Origin of the sequence: Merdimonas faecis (assembly GCF_001754075.1) — a bacterium.
Lineage (GTDB): Bacteria > Bacillota > Clostridia > Lachnospirales > Lachnospiraceae > Merdimonas > Merdimonas faecis.
Map to the genome: position 1 here is coordinate 374903 of NZ_MIEH01000018.1, position 25746 is coordinate 400648.

The 25746-nt window shown below is 47.5% G+C and carries 21 protein-coding genes and 1 tRNA gene; 3 read left to right on the forward strand and 19 right to left on the reverse strand.

The annotated features are described in order from the left end of the window. Nucleotides 1-5: 5 nt before the first annotated feature. The 6 genes from plsX to mgtE all read right to left on the reverse strand — a co-directional run bounded on the left by plsX (nt 6) and on the right by mgtE (nt 5737). A complete protein-coding gene (gene plsX, locus BKD12_RS10610; RefSeq protein ID WP_070089284.1) occupies nt 6-1028 on the reverse strand; it encodes a phosphate acyltransferase PlsX in 1023 nt (340 codons plus the stop codon). A 181-nt stretch (nt 1029-1209) separates the two neighbouring features. Then, nucleotides 1210-1389: a 50S ribosomal protein L32 gene (gene rpmF / locus BKD12_RS10615; RefSeq protein WP_004606185.1), complete on the reverse strand. Its 180-nt coding sequence runs from the start codon at nt 1387-1389 to the stop codon at nt 1210-1212. Nucleotides 1390-1392: 3 nt separating this feature from the next. Further along, entirely contained in the window at nt 1393-1920 is a 528-nt protein-coding gene (locus tag BKD12_RS10620; RefSeq protein ID WP_070089285.1) for a YceD family protein, read from the reverse strand. Nucleotides 1921-2015: 95 nt separating this feature from the next. Continuing rightward, entirely contained in the window at nt 2016-3206 is a 1191-nt protein-coding gene (locus BKD12_RS10625) for an acetate/propionate family kinase (RefSeq protein ID WP_070089286.1), read from the reverse strand. Nucleotides 3207-3240: 34 nt separating this feature from the next. Further along, nucleotides 3241-4242 carry a phosphate acetyltransferase gene (gene pta / locus BKD12_RS10630; RefSeq protein ID WP_070089287.1) on the reverse strand — a complete coding sequence of 334 codons (1002 nt, stop codon included), beginning with the start codon at nt 4240-4242 and terminating at the stop codon, nt 3241-3243. A gap of 124 nt (nt 4243-4366) precedes the next feature. Then, nucleotides 4367-5737, reverse strand: coding sequence for a magnesium transporter (gene mgtE, locus BKD12_RS10635; protein ID WP_330385591.1), 1371 nt, complete (start codon nt 5735-5737; stop codon nt 4367-4369). 84 nt (nt 5738-5821) lie between these two features. Between mgtE and BKD12_RS10640 the strand changes: the two genes are divergently transcribed. Then, nucleotides 5822-7105 carry a nucleotidyltransferase gene (locus tag BKD12_RS10640; RefSeq protein WP_070089288.1) on the forward strand — a complete coding sequence of 428 codons (1284 nt, stop codon included), beginning with the start codon at nt 5822-5824 and terminating at the stop codon, nt 7103-7105. 10 nt (nt 7106-7115) lie between these two features. Here the strand turns inward: BKD12_RS10640 and BKD12_RS10645 are convergent, their stop codons facing one another. The 8 genes from BKD12_RS10645 to BKD12_RS10680 form a co-directional block, all read right to left on the reverse strand. Then, complete coding sequence (locus BKD12_RS10645; protein WP_070089289.1) at nt 7116-7973, reverse strand: DegV family protein; 858 nt, start codon at nt 7971-7973, stop codon at nt 7116-7118. Nucleotides 7974-8041: 68 nt separating this feature from the next. Then, nucleotides 8042-8839, reverse strand: coding sequence for an MBL fold metallo-hydrolase (locus BKD12_RS10650; RefSeq protein WP_070089494.1), 798 nt, complete (start codon nt 8837-8839; stop codon nt 8042-8044). A 26-nt stretch (nt 8840-8865) separates the two neighbouring features. Further along, a complete protein-coding gene (gene coaE, locus BKD12_RS10655; protein ID WP_070089290.1) occupies nt 8866-9456 on the reverse strand; it encodes a dephospho-CoA kinase in 591 nt (196 codons plus the stop codon). A gap of 13 nt (nt 9457-9469) precedes the next feature. Next, nucleotides 9470-12085 (reverse strand): DNA polymerase I, encoded by a 2616-nt coding sequence (polA, locus tag BKD12_RS10660; protein WP_070089291.1) that lies wholly within the window; start codon nt 12083-12085, stop codon nt 9470-9472. Nucleotides 12086-12165: 80 nt separating this feature from the next. Further along, entirely contained in the window at nt 12166-12774 is a 609-nt protein-coding gene (locus BKD12_RS10665) for a formate/nitrite transporter family protein (RefSeq protein WP_070089292.1), read from the reverse strand. Nucleotides 12775-12794: 20 nt separating this feature from the next. After that, nucleotides 12795-13655, reverse strand: coding sequence for a bifunctional 5,10-methylenetetrahydrofolate dehydrogenase/5,10-methenyltetrahydrofolate cyclohydrolase (locus BKD12_RS10670; protein ID WP_070089293.1), 861 nt, complete (start codon nt 13653-13655; stop codon nt 12795-12797). Nucleotides 13656-13670: 15 nt separating this feature from the next. Continuing rightward, nucleotides 13671-14297: a cyclodeaminase/cyclohydrolase family protein gene (locus BKD12_RS10675; protein WP_070089294.1), complete on the reverse strand. Its 627-nt coding sequence runs from the start codon at nt 14295-14297 to the stop codon at nt 13671-13673. A gap of 64 nt (nt 14298-14361) precedes the next feature. Next, entirely contained in the window at nt 14362-16041 is a 1680-nt protein-coding gene (locus tag BKD12_RS10680) for a formate--tetrahydrofolate ligase (protein ID WP_070089495.1), read from the reverse strand. Between the two features lie 135 nt (nt 16042-16176). On the opposite strand from BKD12_RS10680, the gene BKD12_RS10685 reads away from it, so the two are divergent. Next, nucleotides 16177-16258, forward strand: a tRNA-Leu gene (locus BKD12_RS10685). Nucleotides 16259-16358: 100 nt separating this feature from the next. Here the strand turns inward: BKD12_RS10685 and BKD12_RS10690 are convergent. The 4 genes from BKD12_RS10690 to BKD12_RS10705 form a co-directional block, all read right to left on the reverse strand. Further along, on the reverse strand, nt 16359-17633 hold the full coding sequence (locus BKD12_RS10690) for a diaminopimelate decarboxylase (protein WP_070089295.1): 1275 nt from the start codon (nt 17631-17633) through the stop codon (nt 16359-16361). Continuing rightward, nucleotides 17630-18346: a TrmB family transcriptional regulator gene (locus BKD12_RS10695; RefSeq protein ID WP_070089296.1), complete on the reverse strand. Its 717-nt coding sequence runs from the start codon at nt 18344-18346 to the stop codon at nt 17630-17632. Before BKD12_RS10695 ends, BKD12_RS10690 begins: the two co-directional genes overlap by 4 nt. Nucleotides 18347-18496: 150 nt before the next feature. Continuing rightward, nucleotides 18497-19933 (reverse strand): pyruvate kinase, encoded by a 1437-nt coding sequence (gene pyk / locus BKD12_RS10700; protein WP_070089297.1) that lies wholly within the window; start codon nt 19931-19933, stop codon nt 18497-18499. 12 nt (nt 19934-19945) lie between these two features. After that, on the reverse strand, nt 19946-20800 hold the full coding sequence (locus tag BKD12_RS10705; RefSeq protein WP_070089298.1) for a hypothetical protein: 855 nt from the start codon (nt 20798-20800) through the stop codon (nt 19946-19948). A gap of 236 nt (nt 20801-21036) precedes the next feature. On the opposite strand from BKD12_RS10705, the gene BKD12_RS10710 reads away from it, so the two are divergent. Beyond that, nucleotides 21037-25323 (forward strand): 2-hydroxyacyl-CoA dehydratase, encoded by a 4287-nt coding sequence (locus tag BKD12_RS10710; protein ID WP_070089299.1) that lies wholly within the window; start codon nt 21037-21039, stop codon nt 25321-25323. A gap of 60 nt (nt 25324-25383) precedes the next feature. Here BKD12_RS10710 and BKD12_RS10715 read toward each other — a convergent pair whose 3' ends face one another. Continuing rightward, nucleotides 25384-25743, reverse strand: a complete 360-nt coding sequence (locus BKD12_RS10715; protein WP_141736943.1) for a hypothetical protein — start codon at nt 25741-25743, stop codon at nt 25384-25386. Nucleotides 25744-25746: the final 3 nt, after the last annotated feature.

The following is a 25746-nucleotide window of genomic DNA, read 5'->3' on the forward strand; positions in this document are numbered from 1 at the left end:
ATCTATTATTCAGCGGATAAGCCTCCCGCTTGAATACTCTCTTTGATCTTCTCATTGATTTTCTGCTGTTTGAACGTCACGCACTGTACAAGGGTATTGCTGATCTCTACAGCTTTGGAACTTCCGTGAGTCTTGACCACCAGGCCGTTTAAGCCCAGAAGCGGCGCTCCGCCGTATTCCGCCGTATCAAACTTTTTCAGCGTATCTTTCAGCGCCGGTTTTACCAGCAGTGCTCCGATTTTGCTTCGGAGATCTTTCATCATGCCTTTCTTAAGCTCACGGATCAGAGTATTTCCGACACCCTCAAACAGCTTCAGGATGATATTTCCCGCAAATGCTTCGCAGACGACTACATCCGCCGCACCGCGCGGAATATCTCTGGCTTCTACGCTGCCGATAAAATGGATGCTTTTTTCTTCCTTCAGAAGCGGAAAGGTCTCCTTAACCAGCGCATTCCCCTTTTCTTCTTCTGCACCGATATTTACAATCCCGGCTTTTGGATCCCTGATCCCAACCACATGCTCCATATAGATGGTTCCCATCTTGGCAAACTGAACCAGATGAGAGGGCCTTGCGTCTACGTTTGCTCCGCAGTCGATCAGAAGCGACACACCCTTTTCCGTAGGAAACAGCGGTGCAAGCGCAGGTCTTTCCACTCCTTTGATCCGTCCTACGATAACTTGTCCGCCTACCAGAACGGCTCCGGTACTTCCGGCCGATACAAATGCATCTGCTCTGCCTTCTTTAACCAGCTTCATTCCTACCACGATAGAAGAATCCTTCTTCTTCCGGATCGCATTTACCGGAGGCTCGGCCATCTCGATCACTTCCGTGGCCGGAACCACCTCTATGCGGTCCTTATCATAAGTATATTTCTCTAATTCATTTTTCACGGCATCTTCCTGGCCTACCAGGAAAATGTAAAGACCTTTTTCTCTTGTAAGGGCGTCCACAGCCCCCTTTACGATCTCGGCAGGAGCATTGTCTCCGCCCATCGCATCTAATGCTACCTTCGTCATCTCTGCCATTTCTCGTCCTCCTAGCAACTTCAAGGATAATTCTACTAGACATTGATACAAAAATCAATAGCGAACTGCGCAAAAGGGGACGTACACTTTTGACAAAAGTGTACGTCCCCTTTTGCATTAAAATCGGGAAGATATCCGTGAACGGACATTCTTCCCGATTTGTTTGCTTCCTCTATTGTAATTAGTCCTGAGGAATGATTTCTTTTTTGTTGTATGAGCCACAAGCCTTGCAGACTCTGTGAGGCATCATAAGCTCGCCGCACTTGCTGCATTTCACCAGGTTCGGTGCGCTCATCTTCCAGTTAGCTCTTCTTTTATCTCTTCTTGCTTTGGAAGATTTATTCTTTGGGCAAATTGACATGGGTTACACCTCCTTAAAATTCTTAAAGACATCACGGATAACTGACATTCTAGGGTCAAGGCCTGTATCTTCACAATCACAAGTGCCTTCATTCAAGTTTTGACCACATATGCTGCAAATGCCTTTACAGTCATCACTGCACAGAATTTTCGTCGGCCACCCTACTAATAACTCGTTGCGGACCAGCTGTTCCACATCCAAGTTAGATCCGTCAATATAATTTGTTTCGTCTAATTCGTCTGACTGATCCACATGCTCCGGATCCACACTGACTTTCTTGTGAAAGTCCAGAGGAATCTTTACCTCCACATCCTTAAGGCACCGGTCACAGGGAATCACCGCTGTCACTTCACCTCTTCCTTCAATGGAAAGCTGCTTCTTTCCGGCATACTCAATGCTAAGCTGAAGTGGTGACCTTTCAATTAACGGAAAGTCCACTCCGCCGGATGAGAACGACTCCATTTCAATAGAAACAGATGCTTCGATGGGCTTATGCTGTTCAGACAAAACGCTGGATAGGTCTAATATCATAATGAATACTCCTATTCACACCTAGACTATTATATCATTTAAAAACTGTTTGTCAACCCTAAATCTTGAGCTTCTTATACAAAATATTGGACATTCTATACAAGTGCTACGGTTTCTCTTGCGATTGCCAGTTCTTCGTTGGTCGGGATCACCGCAACTTTCACTTTAGAATCCGGAGTGGAGATCACGAAGTCTTCTCCGCGCTTCTTGTTTGCCTCCTCATCCAGAGTGATGCCCAGGTATCCCAGGTATCCCAGCACCTTCTCACGTACGATGCCTGCATTTTCTCCGATACCTGCTGTGAAAGCGATTGCATCTACACCGTTCATTGCGGCTACATAGGATCCGATATATTTTGCTACCCGGTAGCAGAATACCTCCAGTGCTGCTTTCGCATACTGGTTGCCGTTCTCCATTGCTTCTTCCAGATCGCGGAAATCGCTGGAAAGATTCTTGGACAGGCCGTATACACCAGACTTCTTATTCAGTACATTCATGATACCTGCAATGTCCAGATCCTCTTTCTTTGCAATGTATTCCATGATAGCCGGGTCAATATCTCCGGAACGTGTTCCCATAACCAGACCTTCCAGAGGTGTCAGACCCATAGAAGTATCTACACATTTTCCATTTAATACAGCGCTGATGGATGCGCCGTTTCCAAGGTGTGCAACGATGATCTTGGAATTGTTGATATCCATTCCCAGGAACTTGGCTGCATGCTTGGATACGAAGCTGTGGCTTGTCCCGTGGAAGCCGTAGCGTCTTACGCCGTATTTTTCATAATACTCATACGGAAGTCCGTACAGATATGCCTTTTCCGGCATGGTCTGATGGAATGCGGTATCAAATACTGTCACCATAGGAGTGCCCGGCATCAGTTTCTGGCATGCACGGATTCCGATCAGGTTAGCCGGGTTATGAAGCGGTGCCAGATCGTTGCACTCTTCAATCGCCTTCAGCACCTCATCTGTGATCACTACAGAGCTTGCAAATTTCTCTCCGCCATGTACCACGCGATGTCCTACCGCACCGATTTCATCAAGGCTCTTTACTACACCAGTATCAGCGTCTGTCAGAGCGTCGATCACGAACTGGATTGCCTCTGTATGTGTAGGCATTGCCTTGTCAGATTTTACTTTCTCACCGCCAGCCGGCTGATAGGTCAGACTTCCATCGATTCCGATACGCTCGCAAAGCCCTTTGGCAAGAACATTTTCGGATTCAGAGTCGATAAGCTGGAATTTTAAAGATGAGCTTCCGCAGTTGATTACTAATACATTCATTTGTTTTTTACCTCTCTCTCAATATAAATGTTTATTAATTTTCCGCCATAGCCTGTACAGCTGTAATTGCCACAACACCTTCAATGTCTTTTGCGCTGCATCCGCGGGACAGGTCGTTGACCGGAGCCGCGATCCCCTGTGTCAGCGGGCCGTAAGCTTCTGCTTTTGCCAGTCTCTGTGCCAGCTTGTATCCGATATTTCCGGCATCCAGATCTGGGAATACCAGGACATTTGCCTTTCCGGCCACCGGACTTCCAGGTGCTTTGGACGCTCCTACTTCCGGCACGATCGCTGCGTCAAGCTGGAATTCCCCATCCAGCATCAGCCCTTCCGGTGCATTTTCTTTCGCAATGCGGGTAGCCTCTACTACTTTGTCCACATCCGGGTGCTTTGCGCTTCCCTTAGTAGAATGAGACAGCATAGCTACGATCGGCTCTTTGCCTGTCAGTAAACGGAAGGAGTCTGCCGAAGAAAGTGCAATGGCTGCCAGCTTCTCCGGATCCGGATTCTGCTCCAGTCCTGAGTCTGCAAATACAAATGTTCCGTCTGCTCCCATATCACAGTCCGGTACCACGATCACGAAAAATGCGGAAACCAGCTTGGTGCCCGGTTTTGTCTTCAGAATCTGAAGACATGGCCTTAAGGTGTCTGCAGTAGAATGGCATGCACCGGATACCATACCGTCAGCATCCTTCATCTTTACCATCATAACACCATAATACAGATAGTTGGTCAGGAGCAGTTCTCTTGCCTGCTCTTCGGTCATTCCTTTTTTCTGACGAAGCTCTACCAGCTTTGCAATATACGCGTCTGTCTTTTCACAGGTGGCAGGGTCTACGATGGTTGCGCCGCTGATATCAAAATCTCCTTTGTTTTTTGCAATCTCTTCCTCGCTTCCGATCAGAATCAGATCCGCAGTTCCCTCCTTCAGCACTGCTTCTGCTGCTTCATATGTCCGGATATCCTCAGTCTCAGGAAGCACGATCGTCTTTTTACATGTTTTGGCTTTTGCTTTGATTTCATCTATGAATCCCATGTTCAATAGACTCCTTTCCTTAGTTTCTCAGTATCTTTAATTATAATACAAAGAGACCCTGAAAAACAAGGTCTCTTCTTGGAATCTTATGTCTATTTTTGTGTACAATATACCGTGATCCTGCCTACAGCTGAAACACTGTGCTGACAATAGCAAAATAAACACTGATCGTGCTGATATCTACCAGCGTGGAAATCAGAGGAGTCGCCATAATGGCAGGATCCAGGCCAACCTTTTTAGCCACCAGAGGCAGTGTACATCCCACCACCTTTGCAATGATCACCGTACATGCCATTGTAAGACCGATGGTCAGCGCCATCAGTACATCCCCCTGTCCCATGAGCAAAATACGGATACCATTAACCACTGCCAGTACCAGGCTGATGCAGACAGCAATTCTGACTTCCTTCCATACCACGCGGAACAAATCTCCGAATTCGATTTCTTCTACGGCAAGCCCCCGGATCACCAGGGTAGAACTCTGGGATCCGCAGTTTCCTCCGGTACCGGTCAGCATCGGAATAAACCCTGCAAGTTGGGGCATGACCGCCAGCGCAGCCTCGTAGCTGTTCATGATCATCTGGGTCACTGTTGCCGAGAGCATCAGAAACAAAAGCCAGGGAAGCCTGCTTTTGACGTGCTCCATAACCGTTGTTCCAAAATAGGAGTCTTCATTAGGGTTAACACCAGCCATGATGCTGATATCTTCAGTAGTCTCTTCCTGCAATACATCCATAGCATCGTCAACAGTAACGATACCTACCATGCAGTTTTCATGATCCAGAATAGGCAGAGCGATCAGGCCATATTTATTAATAGTCTTTGCCACATCCTCCTGGTCGTCAGTAGTATGAGCATACAGAAGATTGGTCTCCATGATCTCTTCAACCGGTTTCGATTCACTGGTCGTTAACAGTTCTTTCAGGTCCACATATCCGATCAGCTTTCTTTTCTCTGTCACATAGCAGGTATATATCGTCTCTTTATTAAGGCCGACCTGCCGGATCTTCAGAATAGCCTCCGCTACAGTCATCTCTTTGCGGACCGCAATATAGTCCACATTCATAACGCTTCCCGCGCTGTCCTCAGGATATTGCAGAAGCTGGTTGATCTGCGCGCGCTTTTCTTCGTCGGTAGCCATCAAAAGCCTGTCCACTACATTCGCAGGCATTTCCTCAAGAACGTCTACCGTATCGTCCAGATACATCTCTTCCATAACCTCTTCCAGCTCGGAATCTGTCAGGGCATTGATCAGGACCTCCCGCATATCACTGTTCATGTAGGTGAATGTTTCCGCCGCCTCTTCTTTCGCCAGCAGACGAAACACCATGACCATATGCTTCTGGTCAAATTCTTCCAGAATATCCGCCAGATCTACGGGATACATATTATTTTCCAGCTCTTCCTTCAGCTCTTTATACTGCCGGTTTTCAAGCATATCCAAAATACGTTCCTCTGTCAGCTCTTCCCGCATTTTGTTATTCTCTTCACTCATAAATGCATCCCCCTTTCCGTCTTATTGCCAGCCAAGTCTTTCTATAGTATAATCAATTTCAAAAAGATATACAAGGAGAAACTTATGAAAATCGTTGGATTGATCACCGAATATAATCCTTTCCACAACGGACATTTATACCATATGCAGAAGGCTAAAGAGATCACCGGTGCAGACTCGGTGATTGCAGTGATGAGCGGAAATTACGTGCAGAGAGGCGCGCCGGCCATCATGCCTAAGCACTTACGCGCGGAGGTGGCTCTGGAAGCCGGAATCCCTCTGGTTCTGGAGCTGCCCGTCTGCTACGCATCCGGAAGTGCGGAGTACTTTGCCGACGGCGCCATCTCCTTATTTGAAAAGCTCGGGTGCATTGACTCCATCTGTTTTGGAAGTGAATGTGGAGATTACTATCTGCTTGAAAAAGTCGCACATGTGACAGCCGACGAACCGGAAGCCTATAAACAAACCCTGCAGGACGCACTGAAACAAGGCCTGTCATTCCCTCTGGCAAGACAGGCTGCTTTAAAGGCTTATTTCCAGGATCCGTCTTTGGATGATATTTTAGAGCAGCCAAACAACATCCTGGGAATCGAGTATATCAAAGCTTTATATCTTAGGAAGAGTCCCATCGGCGCCTATACAATACGCCGTAAGATTTCCGGATACCATGACAAGGAACTGTCGCCAGGATACAGCTCTGCCTCAGCGATCCGACGTCTCCTGGCTTTCGCCGGGAACTCGGTCCATCTGGCGTCAGAAGAAATGTATGACGAGCCCGGTCTTTCCGAAGTCCTGACCAGACTGGAGGGGCAGGTGCCGCCATCCTGTATCCGATCTCTGGAAGAGACTCACAGAGTCCGCTATCCGGTCTACGCCAATGATTTCTCCCTGCTTTTCCGCTACCGTCTACTGACGGAGACAAGAGAGTCTCTGGCCGGATATCTGGATATGACAGAAGAACTGGCCAATCGTATGATAAATCATGCAAATGATTTCATCACATTTGACCAGTTCTGTGATCTTTTAAAAACAAGAGATATGACTTATTCCCGGATCAGCCGCTGCCTTCTCCACATCCTTCTGAATATTCGGACAGAAGACATGACCCTTTACAAAGAAGAAGGCGGATGCCAGTATGCCCGGGTTCTTGGTTTCAGCAAAGACGGAGCAAAGCTTTTGACCCGCATCAAACGCACTTCCTCCGTCCCGCTTCTGACTAAGCTGACCCAGACAGAAGGCCTTTCCAAAGCTGGGCTTCGAATGCTCCGGCAGGATATCTTCGCTGCAGATCTCTACGAAAGTGTGATCACTGACAAGTTTAAAATGCCTTTTATCAGCGAATATCAACAGCAGATCGTACGGGTCTGAAGATTCCTTTTTAGATCTCGATCTTCCGGCTGCAGGTAATGGCGATAGCTCCCGGACCAATGTGGCAGCTCACGCTGAGGGAGAGCTTGTCCATTTCCAGTTCATATCCCGGGAATCTCTCTTCGATTTCCCGCTTCCACACTCCTGCCTCCTCTTCCGTACAGGTATAAGCAGCCGCCAGATTTACCTGGCTGCCGGCAAATCGTTCCCGGATATCTTTTTCCATAGCATCCAGCATAGTCTTTTTCGCCGCTTTGATTCCACGCACTTTGGCGAATGCATCCAGTTTCTCACCCTGGATCTGAAGCACTGGCTTCAGATTCAGGACTGTACCGATGGCCGCGGCCGCCGGTGTGATCCTGCCTCCCTTTTTCAGATATTTCAGCGTATCTACTGTAATGTAGATACTGGCCTCTAATTTTTCACGCATCAGGACATCCACGATCTCATCTGCGGACATCCCCTTATCTCTCATTGCAATGGCATCCATGACAGACTGTCTCTGAGTAACAGAAATCCGCTGATTATCAACCACATGTACTCTGCCATCAAACTCTTTTGCCAGCATGATAGCTGTCTCACAGCTGCTGGAAAGGCCGCTGGACATCGGGATATGGATGACTTCATCATACTCTTCGAGAAGTTCCTCCCAAAGTTCCATGACATCGGCAGGCGAAGGCTGGGATGTGGAAATGTCCGCATCCTCTGCCAGTCTCTGGTAGAATTCCTCCTGCGTCAGCGTAATGTCTTCATAAAAGAGTTCGTCATTGATAAAAAAAGGCATCGGGAGGACCCGGATTCCCAGACGTTCCGCCTCCTTTTGTGTAATCCCGCTGTTGCTGTCTGTCATGATCGCAATCTTGTTCATAACTTTTATTTCTCCATTCTTACTTTCACATTTCATTTATCAGCCCTGAGTTTTTTTAAGCTGTATCTCTAAAGAGTGACAATATCGGAAACCTGATCTCTTCTTGCCACCATCATCGGAATATCCTCCCCCTTATAAGGATTATCTCCCATGCTGATCTCCAGCTTCACTGTCTCATAGGCCAGCTCTGCATAATTATTTTCCTTGCTCAGATGTCCAAGAATCACCTGCTGCAGCCCGTCATGCAGGATGTCACAGAGGAGCCTCCCGGAAGATTCATTGGAAAGATGTCCCTTCTCTCCCATAACCCTTCGTTTTAATACATAAGGATAAGGCCCTACCTCCAGCATATGGAGGTCATGATTTGCCTCCAGTACCACAGCATTCAGATCCTTTAGATGCTCAACCGTATATTCATTATATTTCCCTAAATCTGTAGCTACCGCCACTGACTTCTCTCCGCCGTCGATCCGGTATCCGGAGGGTTCTCTTGCGTCATGGGAAATAGCAAAAGGACTGATCTTTAAATCCCCCAGCCCAAAGGACTGGTCTACTGCTATTTCATGAAGAAGGCCATCCGGCATCTTCCCCAGGCTCTTCGTACCGCGTATTCCCTCAATGGTACCTCTGGTCGCATAAACAGGGATCTCATATCTCCGGCTGAAAACGCCAAGCCCCTGGATATGGTCAATATGCTCATGGGTAATCAGGATGGCCGAGAGCTCATCTCCTCTGATCCCCAGGCTATGTAATCCTTCTTCAATCCTCTTTTTGCTGATTCCTGTGTCCACCAGCAGATGGGTGCGGTCGTCTCCCACATAGATACAATTCCCGCTGCTCCCACTGGCAATACTGCATAATCTCATCATCTTGTAAATAATTGCCTTTCTTTTTATAAGTCTGCAATGATATTGTCTAACTGGATCTGCGTCTCGGCAAAGACTCCGTTGTTATCGATCACCCTGTCGCAGTGTTTCATATAAATATCCTTGGGAGGCTGCGCTGCAATAATGCTGTCGACTTTGGCAGCCTCATAGCCGCGGGCATAAAACAGACGTTTTTTCCTGATCTCATCCTTTACATACACATACCAGAGTTCATCGCAGAACTCCTCGTAATGGTCTTCGATCAGAACGGCAGACTCAATAATCAGAAGATTGGTGTTTTTTCGTTCCTCTTTTGCAATGATCTTCTGAACCTCTTCTTTCACTACCGGGTGAACGATCCTGTTCAGAACAGACAGCTGTTCTACATTTGTAAAGGCAATGCTGCCCAGCTTTTCCCTGTTGAGTTCGCCCTTTTCATTCAGGATCTCTTCCCCGAAATGTTCTACAATGGCATCATAGCACCTGCCGCCCTTTTTCTGAAGCTTTTTAGCTAATGCATCCGTCTGGCAGATGGTTGCCCCGTACTTATTATTCAAGTATTCCAGTATCTGTGTTTTCCCCGAACCGACACCGCCGGTAAGTCCTATGATCTTCATTTTTCTCCACCTCTTACTTTGCTTCGTACCAATTATCTCCTGTATGCATATCTATTTCAAGCGGCACATCCAGTGAAGCCGCATGTTCCATTTCTTCACGGAGGATTTTTTCTACCTGCTCCACCTCCGTCTTTCTGGCCTCTATCAGCAGTTCGTCATGAACCTGGAGCACCAGACGTGAATCCAGTTTCTCCTCCTTAAGTCTGTGGTTCACAGAGGTCATGGCAATCTTAATGATATCTGCCGCCGTCCCCTGGATCGGCGAGTTCATGGCAACCCGTTCTCCGAAGGATCTCTGCATAAAATTGCTGGAAGAAAGCTCCGGCACCGGACGGCGTCTTCCAAATAATGTCACCACATAGCCCTGTTCCTTCGCATGTGTCACTGCATCATCCAGAAAAGTTTTAATTCCCGGATAGGTATGAAAATAATCATCAATGTATTTTGCCGCCTCTTTCCTGGTAATGCTCAAATCCTGGCTCAGGCCAAAGGAGCTGATGCCGTAGACAATCCCAAAGTTAACCGCCTTGGCATTTCTGCGCTGCTGATCGGTCACCTCTTCAAAAGGAATGTGAAACACCTGAGACGCCGTAATCCTGTGAATGTCCTTTGCTTCCCGGTATGCCTCGATCAGATGGGCGTCACCCGAGCAGTGCGCCAGTACCCGAAGCTCTATCTGGGAATAATCTGCATCCACAAATACACATCCATCTTCCGGAACAAATACTTTGCGGATCATCCTGCCCAGCTCGGTCCTCACCGGAATGTTCTGAAGATTTGGCTCTGTACTGCTGATCCTTCCGGTGGCAGTGATGGTCTGGTTGAATTTTCCGTGTATTCTTCCGTCATCTGCAATAAAGTTAGCCAGTCCGTCTGCATAAGTAGACTTAAGCTTTGCATACTGCCGGTATTCCAGAACCTTTGCAATGACCGGATAATCCGGCGCCAGCTTCTCCAGCACATCTGCCGCTGTAGAATAGCCGGTCTTTGTCTTTTTCCCGCCGGGGATCTTAAGCTTTTCAAAGAGGATCACCCCCAGCTGCTTGGGCGAATTGATGTTGAAGGTTTCTCCCGCCGCGTCATATATCTCCTGTTCCAGCATGCTGATATGAACAGCCAGCTGATCGCCATATTCCTTCAATGCGCCGGAATTGATCTTTACGCCGTTTTGCTCCATATCAAAAAGCGTAAACACCAGCGGCATTTCTATTTCCATAAACAACCTGTCCATCTGTGCTTCTTCCAGACGTTTCATCAGGATATCTGATGCCTCTCTGGCTGTATACGCCTCATAACAGACCTTAATATATAACTCTGATTTATCTTCAATCATTAATCCAAGGTGTTCTCTTGCCACATCCTCATAATCATAATGGCTTTTCAAAGGATCCAGCAGATAGGCAGCCACAGCCATATCAAAACAGTTCTCTTCTTTTTTAATCTGAAGGTAGGGAAGATCCGCTTTCAGATCAAATACGGAAAATCTGCTCGTTGTTCCTGCAATCCTGGAGAGCTGTTCCAAAAGCCAGGAAGCGCTGATCTTTTCCCCCGTACGGATACAATAGGTGTCTTCCGGTGAAAAACTGATCCCGATCCCTCCAAGCTCTGCCTGGTCTGCAAACAATGGGAGCACCTGCTCTGTATCCTTAAAGATGCAGGCGCCGATGCAGGCCGCTCCGGCTGCTTTGTCCAGAATCTCTTCTGCCTTTTTGCGGTCCGTGATCTCTGTAAAGAAATCCTCGATCTGATTAGCCGGAGCCTTCACATCAAACCGCGAAAGCAGATTTTTGAACTGAAGCTTCTGGAAATAAGCATAAGCTTCTTCTGTATAAATATTTTCAAGCTTTGCCTCTGAAAGCTCGTAGGGGAAATCCGCATGGACATTGATGGTGGCAAGCTCTTTGCTCATCACCGCCAGATCCCAGTGCTCCTTCATGGCACTGGACGCTCTGGGAGGCTTGATTTCGTCTGCATGCTCATGCGCATTTTCAATAGAATGATATTCCGTAATAATCTTTGTCGCTGTCTTTTCTCCGATGCCCGGGACTCCCGGAATGTTGTCAGAGGAGTCTCCCATCAGCGCCTTCAGATCAATGAACTCCGAAGGAGTCACCTGGTATTTCTCCTTGACGTCCTCTGCATAATAATCTTCCACCTCGGTGCGTCCCTGCTTTGTCTTCGGAATCCGGATCTTTACATGCTCTGTGGCAAGCTGCAGAAGATCCCGGTCGCCGGAGATCACCGACACTTCCATGCCTTCTGACTCACAGCGTCTCGACAGCGTTCCCAGGAGGTCGTCCGCCTCCAGCCCGGCACACTCGATAGTCTTGATCCCCATAGCCTTTAAGACTTCTTTCATCACAGGAACCTGCTGACGGAGTTCTTCCGCCATTGGCTTTCTGGTTCCCTTATAATCTGCATACATCTCGTGCCGGAAGGTAGGCGCATGCACGTCAAAAGCCACCGTCAGATAATCCGGTGTCTCTTCTTCCAATATTTTAAATAAAATGGTCAGAAAACCATAGACGGCATTAGTATGAAGGCCCTCGGAATTCGTGAGATCCGGAAGCCCGTAGAACGCTCGGTTCAAAATACTATGGCCGTCTATCAATACAATCTTTTGACTCATAATCAACTTCTCCATCCTAAATTTAGAGCTATCTTTTACTATACACCAAATCGACAATTTTTAAAAGGGATAAGTTGATCTTATATCTTTTTTACCGCAGGGATCAGCATACCTCCCAGGCTGTTCCCCAGGGTCATGATAAGAAGATAGATAAAGGTTCTGCCGCTCCACACTCCTGCCAGTGTAAAATAGAACATATTTGCTACACAGTGTTCAAATCCAGCCAGGATAAACACACTGACACACAGGAATAAAATTATCGGATTTCCCTTCTCTTTGAATCCATCTACCGCCACATACATCAGGATGCCGCAGAAGACAGCAAGGATAAAAATGCTGAAGACCGAGTCCCCAAGCTTTGTCTCGCAAACCGTCCTTGCCTGCTCTTCAATCGAAGATGAAATCCTTACTGCAAAAAGGCAGACGGCTGCAAGAGAAGTGCCTGCAAGATTGCCGAGCCATGTCAGAAAAAGCAGCCAGATATATGATCGTTTTTCTTTCTGCTCCACCAGATAACCGATCCGCCCCGTATACAGATTCAGACCATTCAAAACTATGGCATACAGCCCAACCGTAAAAAACAGTGATCCCGCAATCTTATTTTCTACAGACAAATATACCGTGCCGCCAATGGCGATGGCAATACCTGCCGCCACGGCACGAAAAAAAATCCGAGCACTTTCTCTCATAATATTCCGCCTCCATCTCATCAGACGAATATCGAATTCAGATAACGGGCTCCCCGAAGCACATGCGCCGCCAGTACTGAGGTAGTCACGCTTCCTACACCGCCGGGCACCGGGCTGATATAGGATGCGCGAGGCTCCACCGCATCAAAATCCACATCCCCGCACAGTCTGTCGTTCTCATCCACATTGATTCCGACATCCACAACGACTGCGTCCTGTCCTGTCATCGCTTCTGTGATCATGCCGGCTTTCCCGGCCGCCGCAACCAGGATCTGTGCCTTTCTGCACTCCTCTTCCAGATCCGCCGTACGTGTGTGGCAAAGTGTCACCGTCCCATGGCGGTCCAAAAGCAGCATAGCCAGTGGTTTCCCCACCACCATACTGCGCCCCACAACTGTAACCTTTCTGCCTTTTGGATCAATGCCGTAATGATCCAGCATCCTTACCACTGCCTCTGCGGTACAAGGTGCAAATCCAGTCTCATCCCCGGCAAAAACCTTAGCTATGTTAACATCGCTCATGCAATCCACATCCTTATATGGATGAATGATAGACTTTACCGGCTTCTCATCCAGATGATCCGGAAGCGGATGGAACAAAAGAATTCCATGGACCGACGGATCCTGGTTGATCTTCTGGAATTCTTTCTCAAACTCCCTCTGGCTGATGTCCTCCGGAAGCTCACGCACCCGACATTCGATACCGATCAGTTCCATTCTTTTTTTTGCGCCTCTTTCATAGGCCAGGTCATCCGGTCTGGCTCCGACCCGGATGATCGTAAGACAGGGGAGGATTCCCTTTTCCTTCAATGCCTCTGCCTCGCGGATCAGCGTCTCTTTCATGGCTTTCGCCACTTCCGCGCCCTTCATGGTTGTACTCATTGGTCTTTCCTCCTGCTATCTTATTTTTTTCAATACGTTTTCATAAATTCTGTTTTTCTGGGACGTGCCTTCTTTGATCAGTTCATCCGCCCGGCGGTTCAGATCCTCTGCTTTCATCCGGTCTTTCATCATCCGGGTATTGATAAAGATATTCAAAGACGCGCCCTCCAGCGCCGCCTGGGCAAACAGGATCCCCACACCTGCGTCACTGACCGCGATCCGGCTGCCCTTCTCTTCCAGGAGCTCCAGCTCATCCATCGCCGTCTTAACTGTCTCCATGATCTGAAGGGGTACTACGCTGGCCTCATAAAGAGCGTTCTCCATAACACGTTCTTTTTCTGCTTTCTGTTCTTCTGTTTCTTTCGGCATGCCATAGGCTTTGGAAAGAGGCTCGAAAGCCTCGGCGTCCCGGTCGGCAAGCACCACCAGCTGATCCCGGATTTTTTCGAGTCGTTCCCTGACTCCAAGGATCTCTTCTTCCACTGCAGCATATGTTTTCTTTCCCACCGTCAGGTTCGTGACCATCATCCCCAAAGCGGCGGCAAAGGCGCCGACCGCGGCAGAGGCGCCGCCTCCGCCGGGTACGGGCTCTTTCGAAGACAGGACCTCCAGGAAATCTGTCATTTTCTTTTCTAGCATCATCTGTTTTCTCCCTTCTTTCTTGCCTCTTCTTATTCTTACCAGCAATTCAGCTGGTTATCTGCGCTTAGAATAATCCGGAGATCACCCCGTCCGCATTGACATCAATCTTCTCTGCTGCGGGCACCTTCGGAAGCCCCGGCATTTTCATAATATCTCCGGTAAGAGCGACCAGGAAGCCTGCTCCGGCAGAGGCAGTGATATCCCGGATTGTAATCCGGAAGCCCTCCGGCCTTCCAAGCTTTTTCGCATCGTCTGTCAGGGAATATTGGTTCTTTGCCATACAGATCGGCAGGTTTCCAAGTCCGATACTCTCCAGTGTACGGATTTCCCGTTCTACCTTTGGTGCATAATCTACGCCATCAGCGCCATAGATCTTCCGGGCAATCGCTTCGATCTTTTCTTTTATAGAGCACTCTGTATCATATGCAAATTCCATGTGGCTTTCTGTGTCACACAGGCGTACCACTTCTTCTGCCAGTTCTTCGCCGCCGGCGCCGCCTTTTGCCCATACCTCGGAAAGCGCTACGTTTACGCCCAGCTCCTCGCATTTTTCACGGACCAGACGGATCTCTGCTTCCGTGTCAGTCGGAAAACGGTTGATTGCTACTACTGCCGGAAGCTTAAAGACCTGCGTAATATTTTCTACATGTTTCAGAAGATTCGGGATTCCCTTTTCCAGGGCCTCCAGATTTTCTTCCTGCAGGTCTGCCTTTGCTACTCCGCCATTATATTTCAACGCTTTGATCGTTGCTACAATAATCACTGCCGAAGGACGGACTCCTGACATCCGGCATTTGATATCCAGGAACTTTTCCGCACCAAGATCCGCACCGAATCCGGCTTCTGTGATCATATAGTCCGCAAGCTTCATTCCCATCTTCGTAGCGATCACGCTGTTGCATCCATGTGCGATATTCGCAAAAGGTCCTCCATGGACAAACGCAGGAGTTCCTTCCAGTGTCTGTACCAGATTCGGCTTCAGAGCGTCCTTGAGAAGCGCTGCCACAGCCCCCTCTGCATGAATATCTCCGGCTGTCACCGGGCGTCCGTCTCTGGAGTAAGCCACGATAATCCTTGCTACCCGCTCTTTCAGATCAATAACATCACTGGCGAGACAGAACACGGCCATGATCTCAGAAGCCACCGTGATATCAAATCCATCCTGTCTGGTAACCCCATCTGCTTTCGGTCCTAATCCGTCTACAATATTGCGGAGCTGGCGGTCATTCATATCCACGCAGCGTCTCCATGTTACCCGGTTCGTATCAATATCCAGCGCGTTTCCCTGATGGATATGATTATCCAGCATGGCAGCGATCAGGTTGTTGGCCGCACCGATAGCATGAAGATCACCGGTGAAGTGAAGGTTGATGTCTTCCATCGGAACTACCTGGGCATATCCGCCTCCGGCCGCTCCTCCTTTAACTCCAAATACCGGTCCCAGGGAAGGCTCTCTTAATGCAACCATAGTCTTTTTGCCCATACGGTTCAGTGCGTCTGCCACACCGATGGTCGTGGTGGTCTTTCCTTCCCCGGCAGGCGTCGGATTAATAGCGGTTACCAGCACCACCTTAGCATCCGGTCGATCCTTTAAGGCTTCGTTGTAATACCGGTAATCAATTTTTGCCTTATATTTTCCGTAATTTTCTACATATTGATCCGGAATCCCCAGCGAATCTGCAATTTCATTGATTACCTCCATCTCTGCTTCCTGTGCGATTTCAATATCTGTTTTAAATCCCATCTTGTCCACATCCTTTCTGACACTTTCTATCATTTTATCCCAGTATACCCCATTTCCGCCGGAAATTAAATACAAAATTTTATTGACATCCCAGAAGTTAGCCCTTATAATAAAATTTGTTACGGCAAAATGTATGCCGCTGTGGCGGAATTGGCAGACGCACGTGACTCAAAATCACGCGGAGCGATCCGTGCCGGTTCGAGTCCGGCCAGCGGCATTAACAGATTCAGCTCTTTAGTTTCAGGCTAGAGAGCTTTTTCTTTTCAAGAATTAAGGCTCTTTGATTTTTCAAAGAGCCTTTCTGATATCTTTTTTGTCTATTTTTCAATCAGCTTTTTCCCGATTTCAAAGCAGTCAAACGTGGCAAAATAATCTGCCGGCGTCTCAGCCCTCCGGATCAGCTGTACGGTCCCGTCTTCTTTCAGAAGCAGCTCTGCTGATTTCAGCTTTCCATTGTAATTGTATCCCATGGAAAAGCCGTGTGCTCCTGTATCGTGGATGATCAGAAGATCACCTGTATCAATCTTCGGAAGCATCCGGTCGATTGCAAATTTATCATTATTCTCGCAAAGAGATCCCACAACATCATATTTATGGTCGCAGTGTGCATCTTCCTTCCCCGCCACAGTGATATGATGATATGCGCCGTACATAGCCGGACGCATCAGATTCACCGCACAGGCATCTACGCCGATATATTCCTTATATGTATGTTTTTCATGGATCGCTTTTGTCACCAGACATCCATACGGCCCCATCATAAAACGACCAAGCTCCGTGTAGATTGCCACATCTCCCATTCCTGCAGGAACCAGCACTTCTTCATAGACCCTGCGCACGCCGTCCCCGATCGCCCGGATATCATTGGGCTCCTGGTCCGGTGTATACGGGATTCCAATTCCGCCGGAAAGATTAATAAATTTAATATGTACACCGGTTTCCTTCTGAAGCTTTACCGCCACTTCAAAAAGGATCTTCGCCAGCATGGGATAATATTCATTTGTCACCGTATTGCTGGCCAGAAATGCATGGATTCCAAATTCCTTAGCACCCTTTCCTTTCAGGATCCTGAATGCCTCAAAAAGCTGCTCCGTGGTCATGCCATATTTTGCATCCCCCGGATTGTCCATAATGTCATTGCTGATCTTGAAAAGCCCGCCCGGATTGTAGCGACAGCTGATAGTCTCCGGAATATGTCCAATAGCCTTTTCCAGATAATCAATATGAGTAAAATCGTCCAGATTGATGACCGCATCCAATTTGTCTGCATATACAAATTCTTCTGCCGGTGTGTCATTAGAAGAAAACATAATTTCTTCTCCCCTGGCTCCAATCGCATCAGAAAGCATCAGTTCGGTCATGGAAGAGCAGTCGCAGCCACAGCCATATTCTCTTAAAATATTGATCAGAAACGGGTTAGGCGTTGCCTTTACCGCAAAATACTCTCTGAATCCAGGATTCCAGGAAAATGCGTCTCTTAAAGCCTTCATGTTCCTTCGGATCCCTTTCTCGTCATAGAGATGGAAAGGAGTCGGATAATCCTGTACAATCCTCTCTAACTGCTCTTTTGTCACAAATGTTTCTTTTTTCATGCCTTATTTTTCTCCTCTTGTATTGTTAATAGTTTGATTTCATTTCCAAGCGCTGTTTTATACAGCTCAACAAAATTTTTCTGTCCGGAATACAGACAGGTATTCATACTGCCCTCTCCATATTCTCCGGTCAATACATACCTGGAATCCGCGATCACGCCGATCTGCATGCCTCTGCTTTTGCCCACATAAACTTTGGCGCCGCTGAAGGTCACCGGCTGATCCGTGACGATCACGACCTTTTTACCGGCTCTTTTTAGTTCCTCCAACTCCCGGACCAGCAGCAGCAGATAATTTCTGGTACAGCTGATATATACCCTCTGTTCCACTTTATCCAGCAAATTGCGCATTTTATCCAGGATATTCCTGGCGCCTTCAATCGTAATATAGCCTTCCACATGCGTCTTTTCACTGGGAACATGGATCTTAAGCCACTGCCTTGCCTCCTCCATACGCCGGATTCGGTTTTTGCAGAATTCTTCTACAGGTACCGGCACATATTTCCTCGTATTTCCTTCCTCAACCAGATAGGTAGCGCCTTTTTCCGTCATGCTGGCAAGGGAATTATAGGCATTGGACCTGGAAATGCCCGTCTGCTTCGCCACCTCATAGCCCGTCATCTTTCCTTCGCCCAGCAGGCACTGATAAATAGTAGCCTCCTGCCTTGTTAATCCAAATTCCATCAAACGTTCTGTAAATGTAACCTTTTCCATCATCTGCACCTTCTTAGTGGTTCTCTATAGGAACACTATAAAGCATGTCACTCTTTCTGTCAATCTTTTTCCCTGAGAAAAAACATCCAATAAGAAAATACGAGATGAAAGAGCTTTATGTATGCTCTGACATCCCGCAGTAATTTCTGATTATTGTATCACAGCGATCCGCATGATATTGCTGACGCCCTCTTTTTGTCCTGAAAAATGCGGCGAGGGGATACCTGCTGTCAATACTACAACATCCCCGGTCTCCACGATCTGTTTTGCCACTACCAGATCGATCGCACCACTGCATACATCTTCCGTCGTCGTAAACTCAATAGACTTCAGCGGCCTTACGCCCCAGTAGATCTGCATGCGGCGCATCACCTCCTCGTTCGGAGTAACACCGATGATTTCTGTTCTTGGCTTAAACTTTGACACGACTCTGGCCGTAGCCCCGGAAGCCGTCGGCGCGATAATACACTTGGCCCCCAGATTATTGGCCGTGGTTACCGTCGCATGGCTCAGTGCACTGGAAGTACTCTTCATCCGCTGTTCTTCAGCCTTGCGCATGATCAGATCGTAATCCAGGTGCTCCTCTGTATTTTCTACGATATGCACCATCATCTGAAGCGCTTCCAGCGGATATTTTCCGGAAGCCGTTTCCCCGGAAAGCATTACTGCATCTGTTCCATCATAAACGGCATTGGCTACATCTGTTACCTCCGCTCTGGTAGGACGGGGATTGCGGATCATAGAGTCCAGCATCTGGGTAGCCGTAATGACCGGCCGGTAATTATCATTACATTTCTGGATAATCAGCTTCTGTAAGTATGGCACGTTTTCCGGCGGGATCTCCACACCAAGATCACCTCTTGCGATCATGATTCCGTCTGCACAGCGGATAATTTCGTCAATATTCTGAATTCCTTCCGCATTTTCAATCTTTGCGATAATCGGAATATACGGTGCGTGGAGTTCCTTAAGATAAGCTTTGATCTCCAGGATACATTCAGCATTGCGTACAAAGGAGGCTGCGATGAAATCAATCTTCTGCTCCACACCAAACCTGATGTCTTCTTTATCCTTCTCTGTAATCGCGGGGAGACGCACCGGCACATTGGGAACATTGACCCCTTTTCTTTCGCCCAGTTCGCCGCCGTTGATCACAGTACATACAATCTCGTTCCCACTCTTGTTTTTTACCTGCAGTTCAATCAGGCCGTCATCAATCAGAATCCGGCTGCCGGCCTGTACATCATCTGCCAGTCCGTCATAAGTAATGGAAACTTTCTTTTCGTCTCCTTCAATTTCCTCAGAAGTCAGGACAAATGTCTGCCCTTCCTTTAAAATGATTTTCTTTCCGTCTTTCAGAGTTCCCGTACGAATTTCCGGTCCTTTTGTATCCAGAAGAATCGCTACCGGAACTTTCTCTTCTGCACGGATCTTTTTGAGCAGATCCATACGTCCTTTTTGTTCTTCATGTGTTCCGTGCGAAAAATTAAATCTCGCCACATCCATGCCGCCGCGGATCAGCCCTCTTAAGGTTTCCTCGTCTTTGACTGCCGGGCCCATAGTACAGATAATCTTTGTTTTTTTCATAGTTGTCCTCCTCTATTTCACGTGTGTGTGCGTAAACAAATGATCCTGGCAGTACTCATAGTTGCCATTGCATTTTGAGCAATAGCGGAACTCCAGGCTCGGATTGTCAAGCTCCGTGCGTCCGCAGACCGCACATTTGTGTCTTGCGCCGTTTTCATAATAATGCAGCGGACGCTGCGCATGATGCATCTTTTTCTGATATTCCTTTTTTCGCTTTCTTTCCTTACGGGAATAAGGATTGCTTCCTCTGTTGCTCAGGAAAAACAGCCATACATTCAAAAGAGAAACGAATGCTCCCAATGTGATCGCATAAGAACCGTTCGGCAGGAATCCCTGAACAATCGCATAGGCGAAATAAAAGGCATCAATAATAGCCATCCATTTTCCCTTAATGGGAATAGCAAAATAAAGCAAGAACTGTGCATCCTGAAACATAAATGCAAACAGGAAAAACATGGACAGGATCAGGTACTGTGTATCCGGTCCGAGCCGATAGGAGCCGCGGGTTGCCACATATACCAGGAGACTTCCCAGAACATGAAGAATAATCCCCTGAAAAATAAATACGTTAAACCGGAACGTTCCTAGGATCCCTTCCATCTGTCTGCCAAGCATATAATAAACATATAGAAGTATAACACAAAGAATCAGGTTTGTAGACGGAGGTACCATAACAAAGGTGATGATCCTCCACACCTGTCCCTGCAGGATCATGGCAGGATCCAGACTCAGATACCGCACATAAAAAAGCGGATTAACCGTAAATACTGCAAATCCGATCACGTAAAGCACAATCAGGTAATTCATCAGATTCGGGATTGCATATCTGCCGATCTTCCGCTCCAGTTTGTCTAACCAATGGCTCATATATATTTACTCCTTATTACTCCTTATTTTACCAGTTCTCATACATGTAGACATTCTACCTTTTTAGCACTTGTTTGTCAATTCTGCCAATAAAGTTTAACAGGTTTTTTATATTTACATTACAATTTTTAATTGTCATTTTTAACATAATGTCGTATAATGTTACAAGTTGTTTCATAGTAAACGCATTTAATAAGTAGAAACACATAGATTGTTATATGAGGAGTTACATAGTTATGAATCAGAAAACGCAGTATACGTTGGGTATCGACATCGGGTCGACCACGGTAAAAATTGCCATTCTGTCCGAGGACGGAGAGGTTCTGTTCTCGGACTATGAAAGACATTTTGCAAATATTCAGGAAACTCTCTCTGATCTCCTTGGGAGAGCTGTTTATAAGCTTGGCGCCATTTATGCATCACCGGTTATTACCGGCTCCGGCGGACTGACACTCGCAAAAAACTTAGGGATTCCCTTTGTCCAGGAAGTAATCGCCGTTTCCACCGCTCTGCAGGACTATGCGCCCCAGACGGATGTAGCGATCGAGCTTGGCGGTGAGGATGCCAAGATTATTTATTTTGAAGGCGGAAATGTAGAACAGCGTATGAATGGCGTGTGTGCCGGCGGAACCGGTTCTTTTATTGACCAGATGGCTTCTCTTCTGCAGACAGATGCCTCCGGGCTGAACGAGTATGCAAAGCATTATAATGCATTGTATTCTATTGCTGCCAGATGCGGTGTATTTGCCAAATCGGATATCCAGCCGCTGATCAATGACGGCGCTTCCAAGGAAGACCTGGCTGCATCCATTTTCCAGGCAGTCGTTAATCAGACCATCAGCGGTCTGGCCTGCGGAAAACCGATCCGGGGACACGTTGCTTTCCTCGGAGGCCCCCTTCATTTCCTTTCTGAATTAAGAGAGGCGTTTGTCCGCACATTAAAGCTGGATGATGAACATACCATCGCTCCAAATCATTCCCATCTGTTTGCGGCCATCGGCTCTGCCATGAACTCAAAAAAGGATATGGTTATCTCTCTTCAGGAGCTTCAGACAAGACTGGAAAGCAAGGTAAAGATGGAATTTGAAGTGGACCGTATGGAACCTTTATTTTCCACCGAAGCAGAATATCAGGAATTTAAAGAGCGCCATGCAAAACATCAGGTGCCGGTAAAGGATTTAGACACTTATAAGGGGAAGGCCTTCCTGGGAATCGATGCAGGATCCACCACCACAAAAGCCGCTCTCGTAGGAGAAGACGGTACCCTTCTCTATTCTTTTTATCACAATAATGATGGCGATCCTCTTGGAACTACGATCCATGCGATCAAAGACATCTACAGCAAGCTGCCGGAGGATGTGGAAATCGTACACTCCTGTTCTACCGGATATGGAGAGGCGCTCATTAAGGCGGCGCTGCTGCTGGATGAAGGAGAGGTAGAGACAGTATCCCACTACTATGCCGCATCCTTTTTTGAACCGGATGTAGACTGCATCCTGGATATCGGCGGCCAGGATATGAAGTGCATTAAAATCAAGAACCAGACGGTAGACAGTGTTCAGCTCAACGAGGCCTGCTCTTCCGGCTGCGGTTCCTTTATCGAGACCTTTGCAAAATCACTGAATTATACGGTGGAGGACTTTGCCCACGAGGCTTTGTTTGCCAACCATCCTATTGATCTTGGAACCCGCTGTACCGTATTTATGAATTCAAAGGTAAAGCAGGCACAGAAGGAAGGAGCGTCTGTTGCGGATATTTCCGCCGGTCTTGCTTATTCCGTTATTAAAAATGCCCTGTTCAAGGTCATCAAGGTATCGGATGCTTCCGAGCTTGGAAAACATATCGTAGTCCAGGGCGGAACATTTTATAATAACGCCGTTTTAAGAAGTCTGGAAAAGATTGCAAACTGCCAGGTAGTTCGTCCGGATATCGCCGGAATCATGGGAGCCTTTGGCGCTGCCCTCATTGCAAGAGAGCGTTATGTAGACTGTGAAGGTACGACCATGCTTTCCATCGACCAGATCGAGGCACTGGAGTATTCCACTACTATGACCAAGTGTAAGGGCTGTACCAACAACTGTCGTCTGACCATCAATCATTTCAGCGGCGGCCGGAAGTTTATCACCGGAAACCGCTGTGAGCGGGGCCTTGGAAAAGAGAAATCTTCCAACCGGCTTCCGAACCTGTTTGAATATAAACTGAAACGATATTTTGATTATGAACCGCTTTCTGAAGAAGAAGCAAAAAGAGGTGTCATTGGTATTCCGCGTGTGCTGAATATGTATGAGAACTATCCGTTCTGGTTTACCTTTTTCCACACGCTGAAGTTTAGGGTCGTGCTCTCCCCTGCCTCTACCAGAAAGATTTATGAGCTGGGTATCGAATCTATCCCCAGCGAATCCGAGTGTTATCCGGCGAAGCTGGCGCATGGGCATGTACAGTGGCTGATCAACCAGGGAGTGAAACATATTTTCTACCCCAGCATCCCTTATGAGCGCAACGAGTTCCAGGATGCCAATAACCACTACAACTGTCCGATCGTAACTTCCTATCCGGAGAACATCAAGAATAATATTGATGCGATTGTAAATGGAGACGTGGACTTTATCCATCCGTTCCTCTCTTTCCAGAGCGAAGAAACGATCTCTTACCGGCTGGTAGATGAACTTTCGGAGAAATTCTCCATCCCTGCAGAAGAGATTAAATCTGCCGTTCACGCTGCATGGAACGAGCTTGCTGCCTGCCGCGAGGATATGCGGAAGAAGGGCGAGGAAACCATCAAGTTCTTAAATGAAACAGGCAACCGGGGAATTGTCCTGGCAGGACGTCCTTATCACATTGACCCGGAAGTCAATCACGGACTGCCGGAGCTGATCAATTCCTACAATATTGCCGTGCTGACAGAGGACTCTGTCTCCCACTTAAATCCGGTAGAACGGCCATTAAATGTTATGGACCAGTGGATGTACCACTCCCGTCTGTACGCAGCAGCTAACTACGTCAAGACAACAGAAAATCTGGATCTAATCCAGCTGAATTCCTTTGGCTGTGGTCTGGATGCTGTTACAACGGATCAGGTGGCTGATATCCTGAATGGCTCAGATAAAATTTATACCTCTCTAAAAATTGACGAGGTCAACAATTTAGGTGCGGCAAGGATCCGTGTACGTTCTCTTCTTGCGGCGATCCGCGTAAGAGAAAAGAGAAACGAAAAGCGTACGCTCCACTCTTCCGCTATTGAGAAAGTGGTATTCACGAAAGAGATGCGAAAAAAATACACCATCCTCTGCCCACAGATGTCACCGATCCACTTTGAGCTTCTGGAGCCTGCCTTCAATGCATCCGGCTATCATATCGAGGTACTGCCAAACGACAATAAGAAGGCTGTGGATGTCGGCTTGAAATATGTTAACAATGACGCCTGCTATCCGTCTCTGATGGTAGTCGGACAGATCATGGAGGCTATTCTATCCGGCAAATACGACACTGATAAGATTGCTGTCATTATCAGCCAGACCGGCGGAGGATGCCGTGCATCCAACTATATCGGGTTTATCCGCCGTGCACTGAAAAAAGCCGGCTATGCACACATTCCGGTCATCTCCATCAACTTAAGCGGACTGGAAGATAATCCTGGCTTTAAGATCACGCCGATGCTGGCCCTTAGAGGAATCTATGCGGCAGTATTCGGAGATATCTTCATGAAATGTGTTTACCGGATCCGGCCTTATGAGGCAGTTCCTGGTTCCACAGACGCTATGCACCGGAAATGGAAAAAGGTATGTGCTGATTTTCTCTCCCAGGGGTACCCGTCCAGACGGAAATTTAAGAAGCTCTGTCGGGAAATCATTGCTGATTTCGACAACAACATCGAGCTTTTGGATATAAAGAAGCCTCGTGTCGGTGTGGTTGGAGAGATTCTGGTAAAATTCCTCCCGGCCGCCAACAACTATCTGGTAGAGCTTCTGGAAAGTGAAGGTGCGGAGGCTGTAGTCCCGGATCTTCTGGACTTCCTGCTCTACTGCTTCTACAACCAGAACTTTAAGGTATCCCACCTTGGAATGAAGAAATCCAAGGCTACCATAGGAAACTTAGGAATCAAGGCACTGGAATGGTTCCGGAAACCTGCTTCAGACGCCTTCCGGGAAAGCAAACATTTTGATCCTCCGGCAGACATTGCAGGGTTAGGAAAGATGGCTTCGGACATCGTTTCCCTCGGCAACCAGACCGGTGAAGGATGGTTCCTGACCGGAGAAATGCTGGAACTGATACACAGCGGTGCTCCAAACATCGTTTGTACCCAGCCTTTTGCCTGCCTTCCAAATCACGTGGTCGGCAAAGGCGTTATCAAGGAGCTTCGCAGACGCTATCCCGAATCCAATATCGTGGCGATTGACTTCGACCCGGGAGCCAGCGAGGTAAACCAGCTGAACCGTATCAAGCTGATGCTGTCCACAGCTAATAAAAACCTGGCCAAAGAACTGGAAAAAGAATCTAAAGAAGACGACGATATCGCTTCTTAGAAATGAAAAAACTGCCGGAGGGTGAGATTATTATAATTTCACTGTCCGGCAGTCTTTCTTTCAGACTTCTTTATCAGATTCCGGAAAGCCCAGGGCTTTTCTTGCAATCTCAAGATCTGCAGCATCTGGATCCTCATCCAATAATGAAAATATCTTTCGGATCTCTTCTTCCTTCATTTCCAAAAATCCCGCTGTCTCCGTAGATGAAATGCCTTTTTCCTTCTTCTTGCGGATGATTCTGATCAGTTCTGCTTTTCCGCTGGCATATCCATCCCTTCTTCCTTCTTCTCTTCCCTCTTCTCGAATCATACGCTCTCGTTCCAAAATTTTCATATACTCCAGTGATACCTCCTTGTCCTGCTTGACTGTCTGTACCATCCGATGGATGGACATCAGATCTGCATCTTGTATAAATGTCACGAT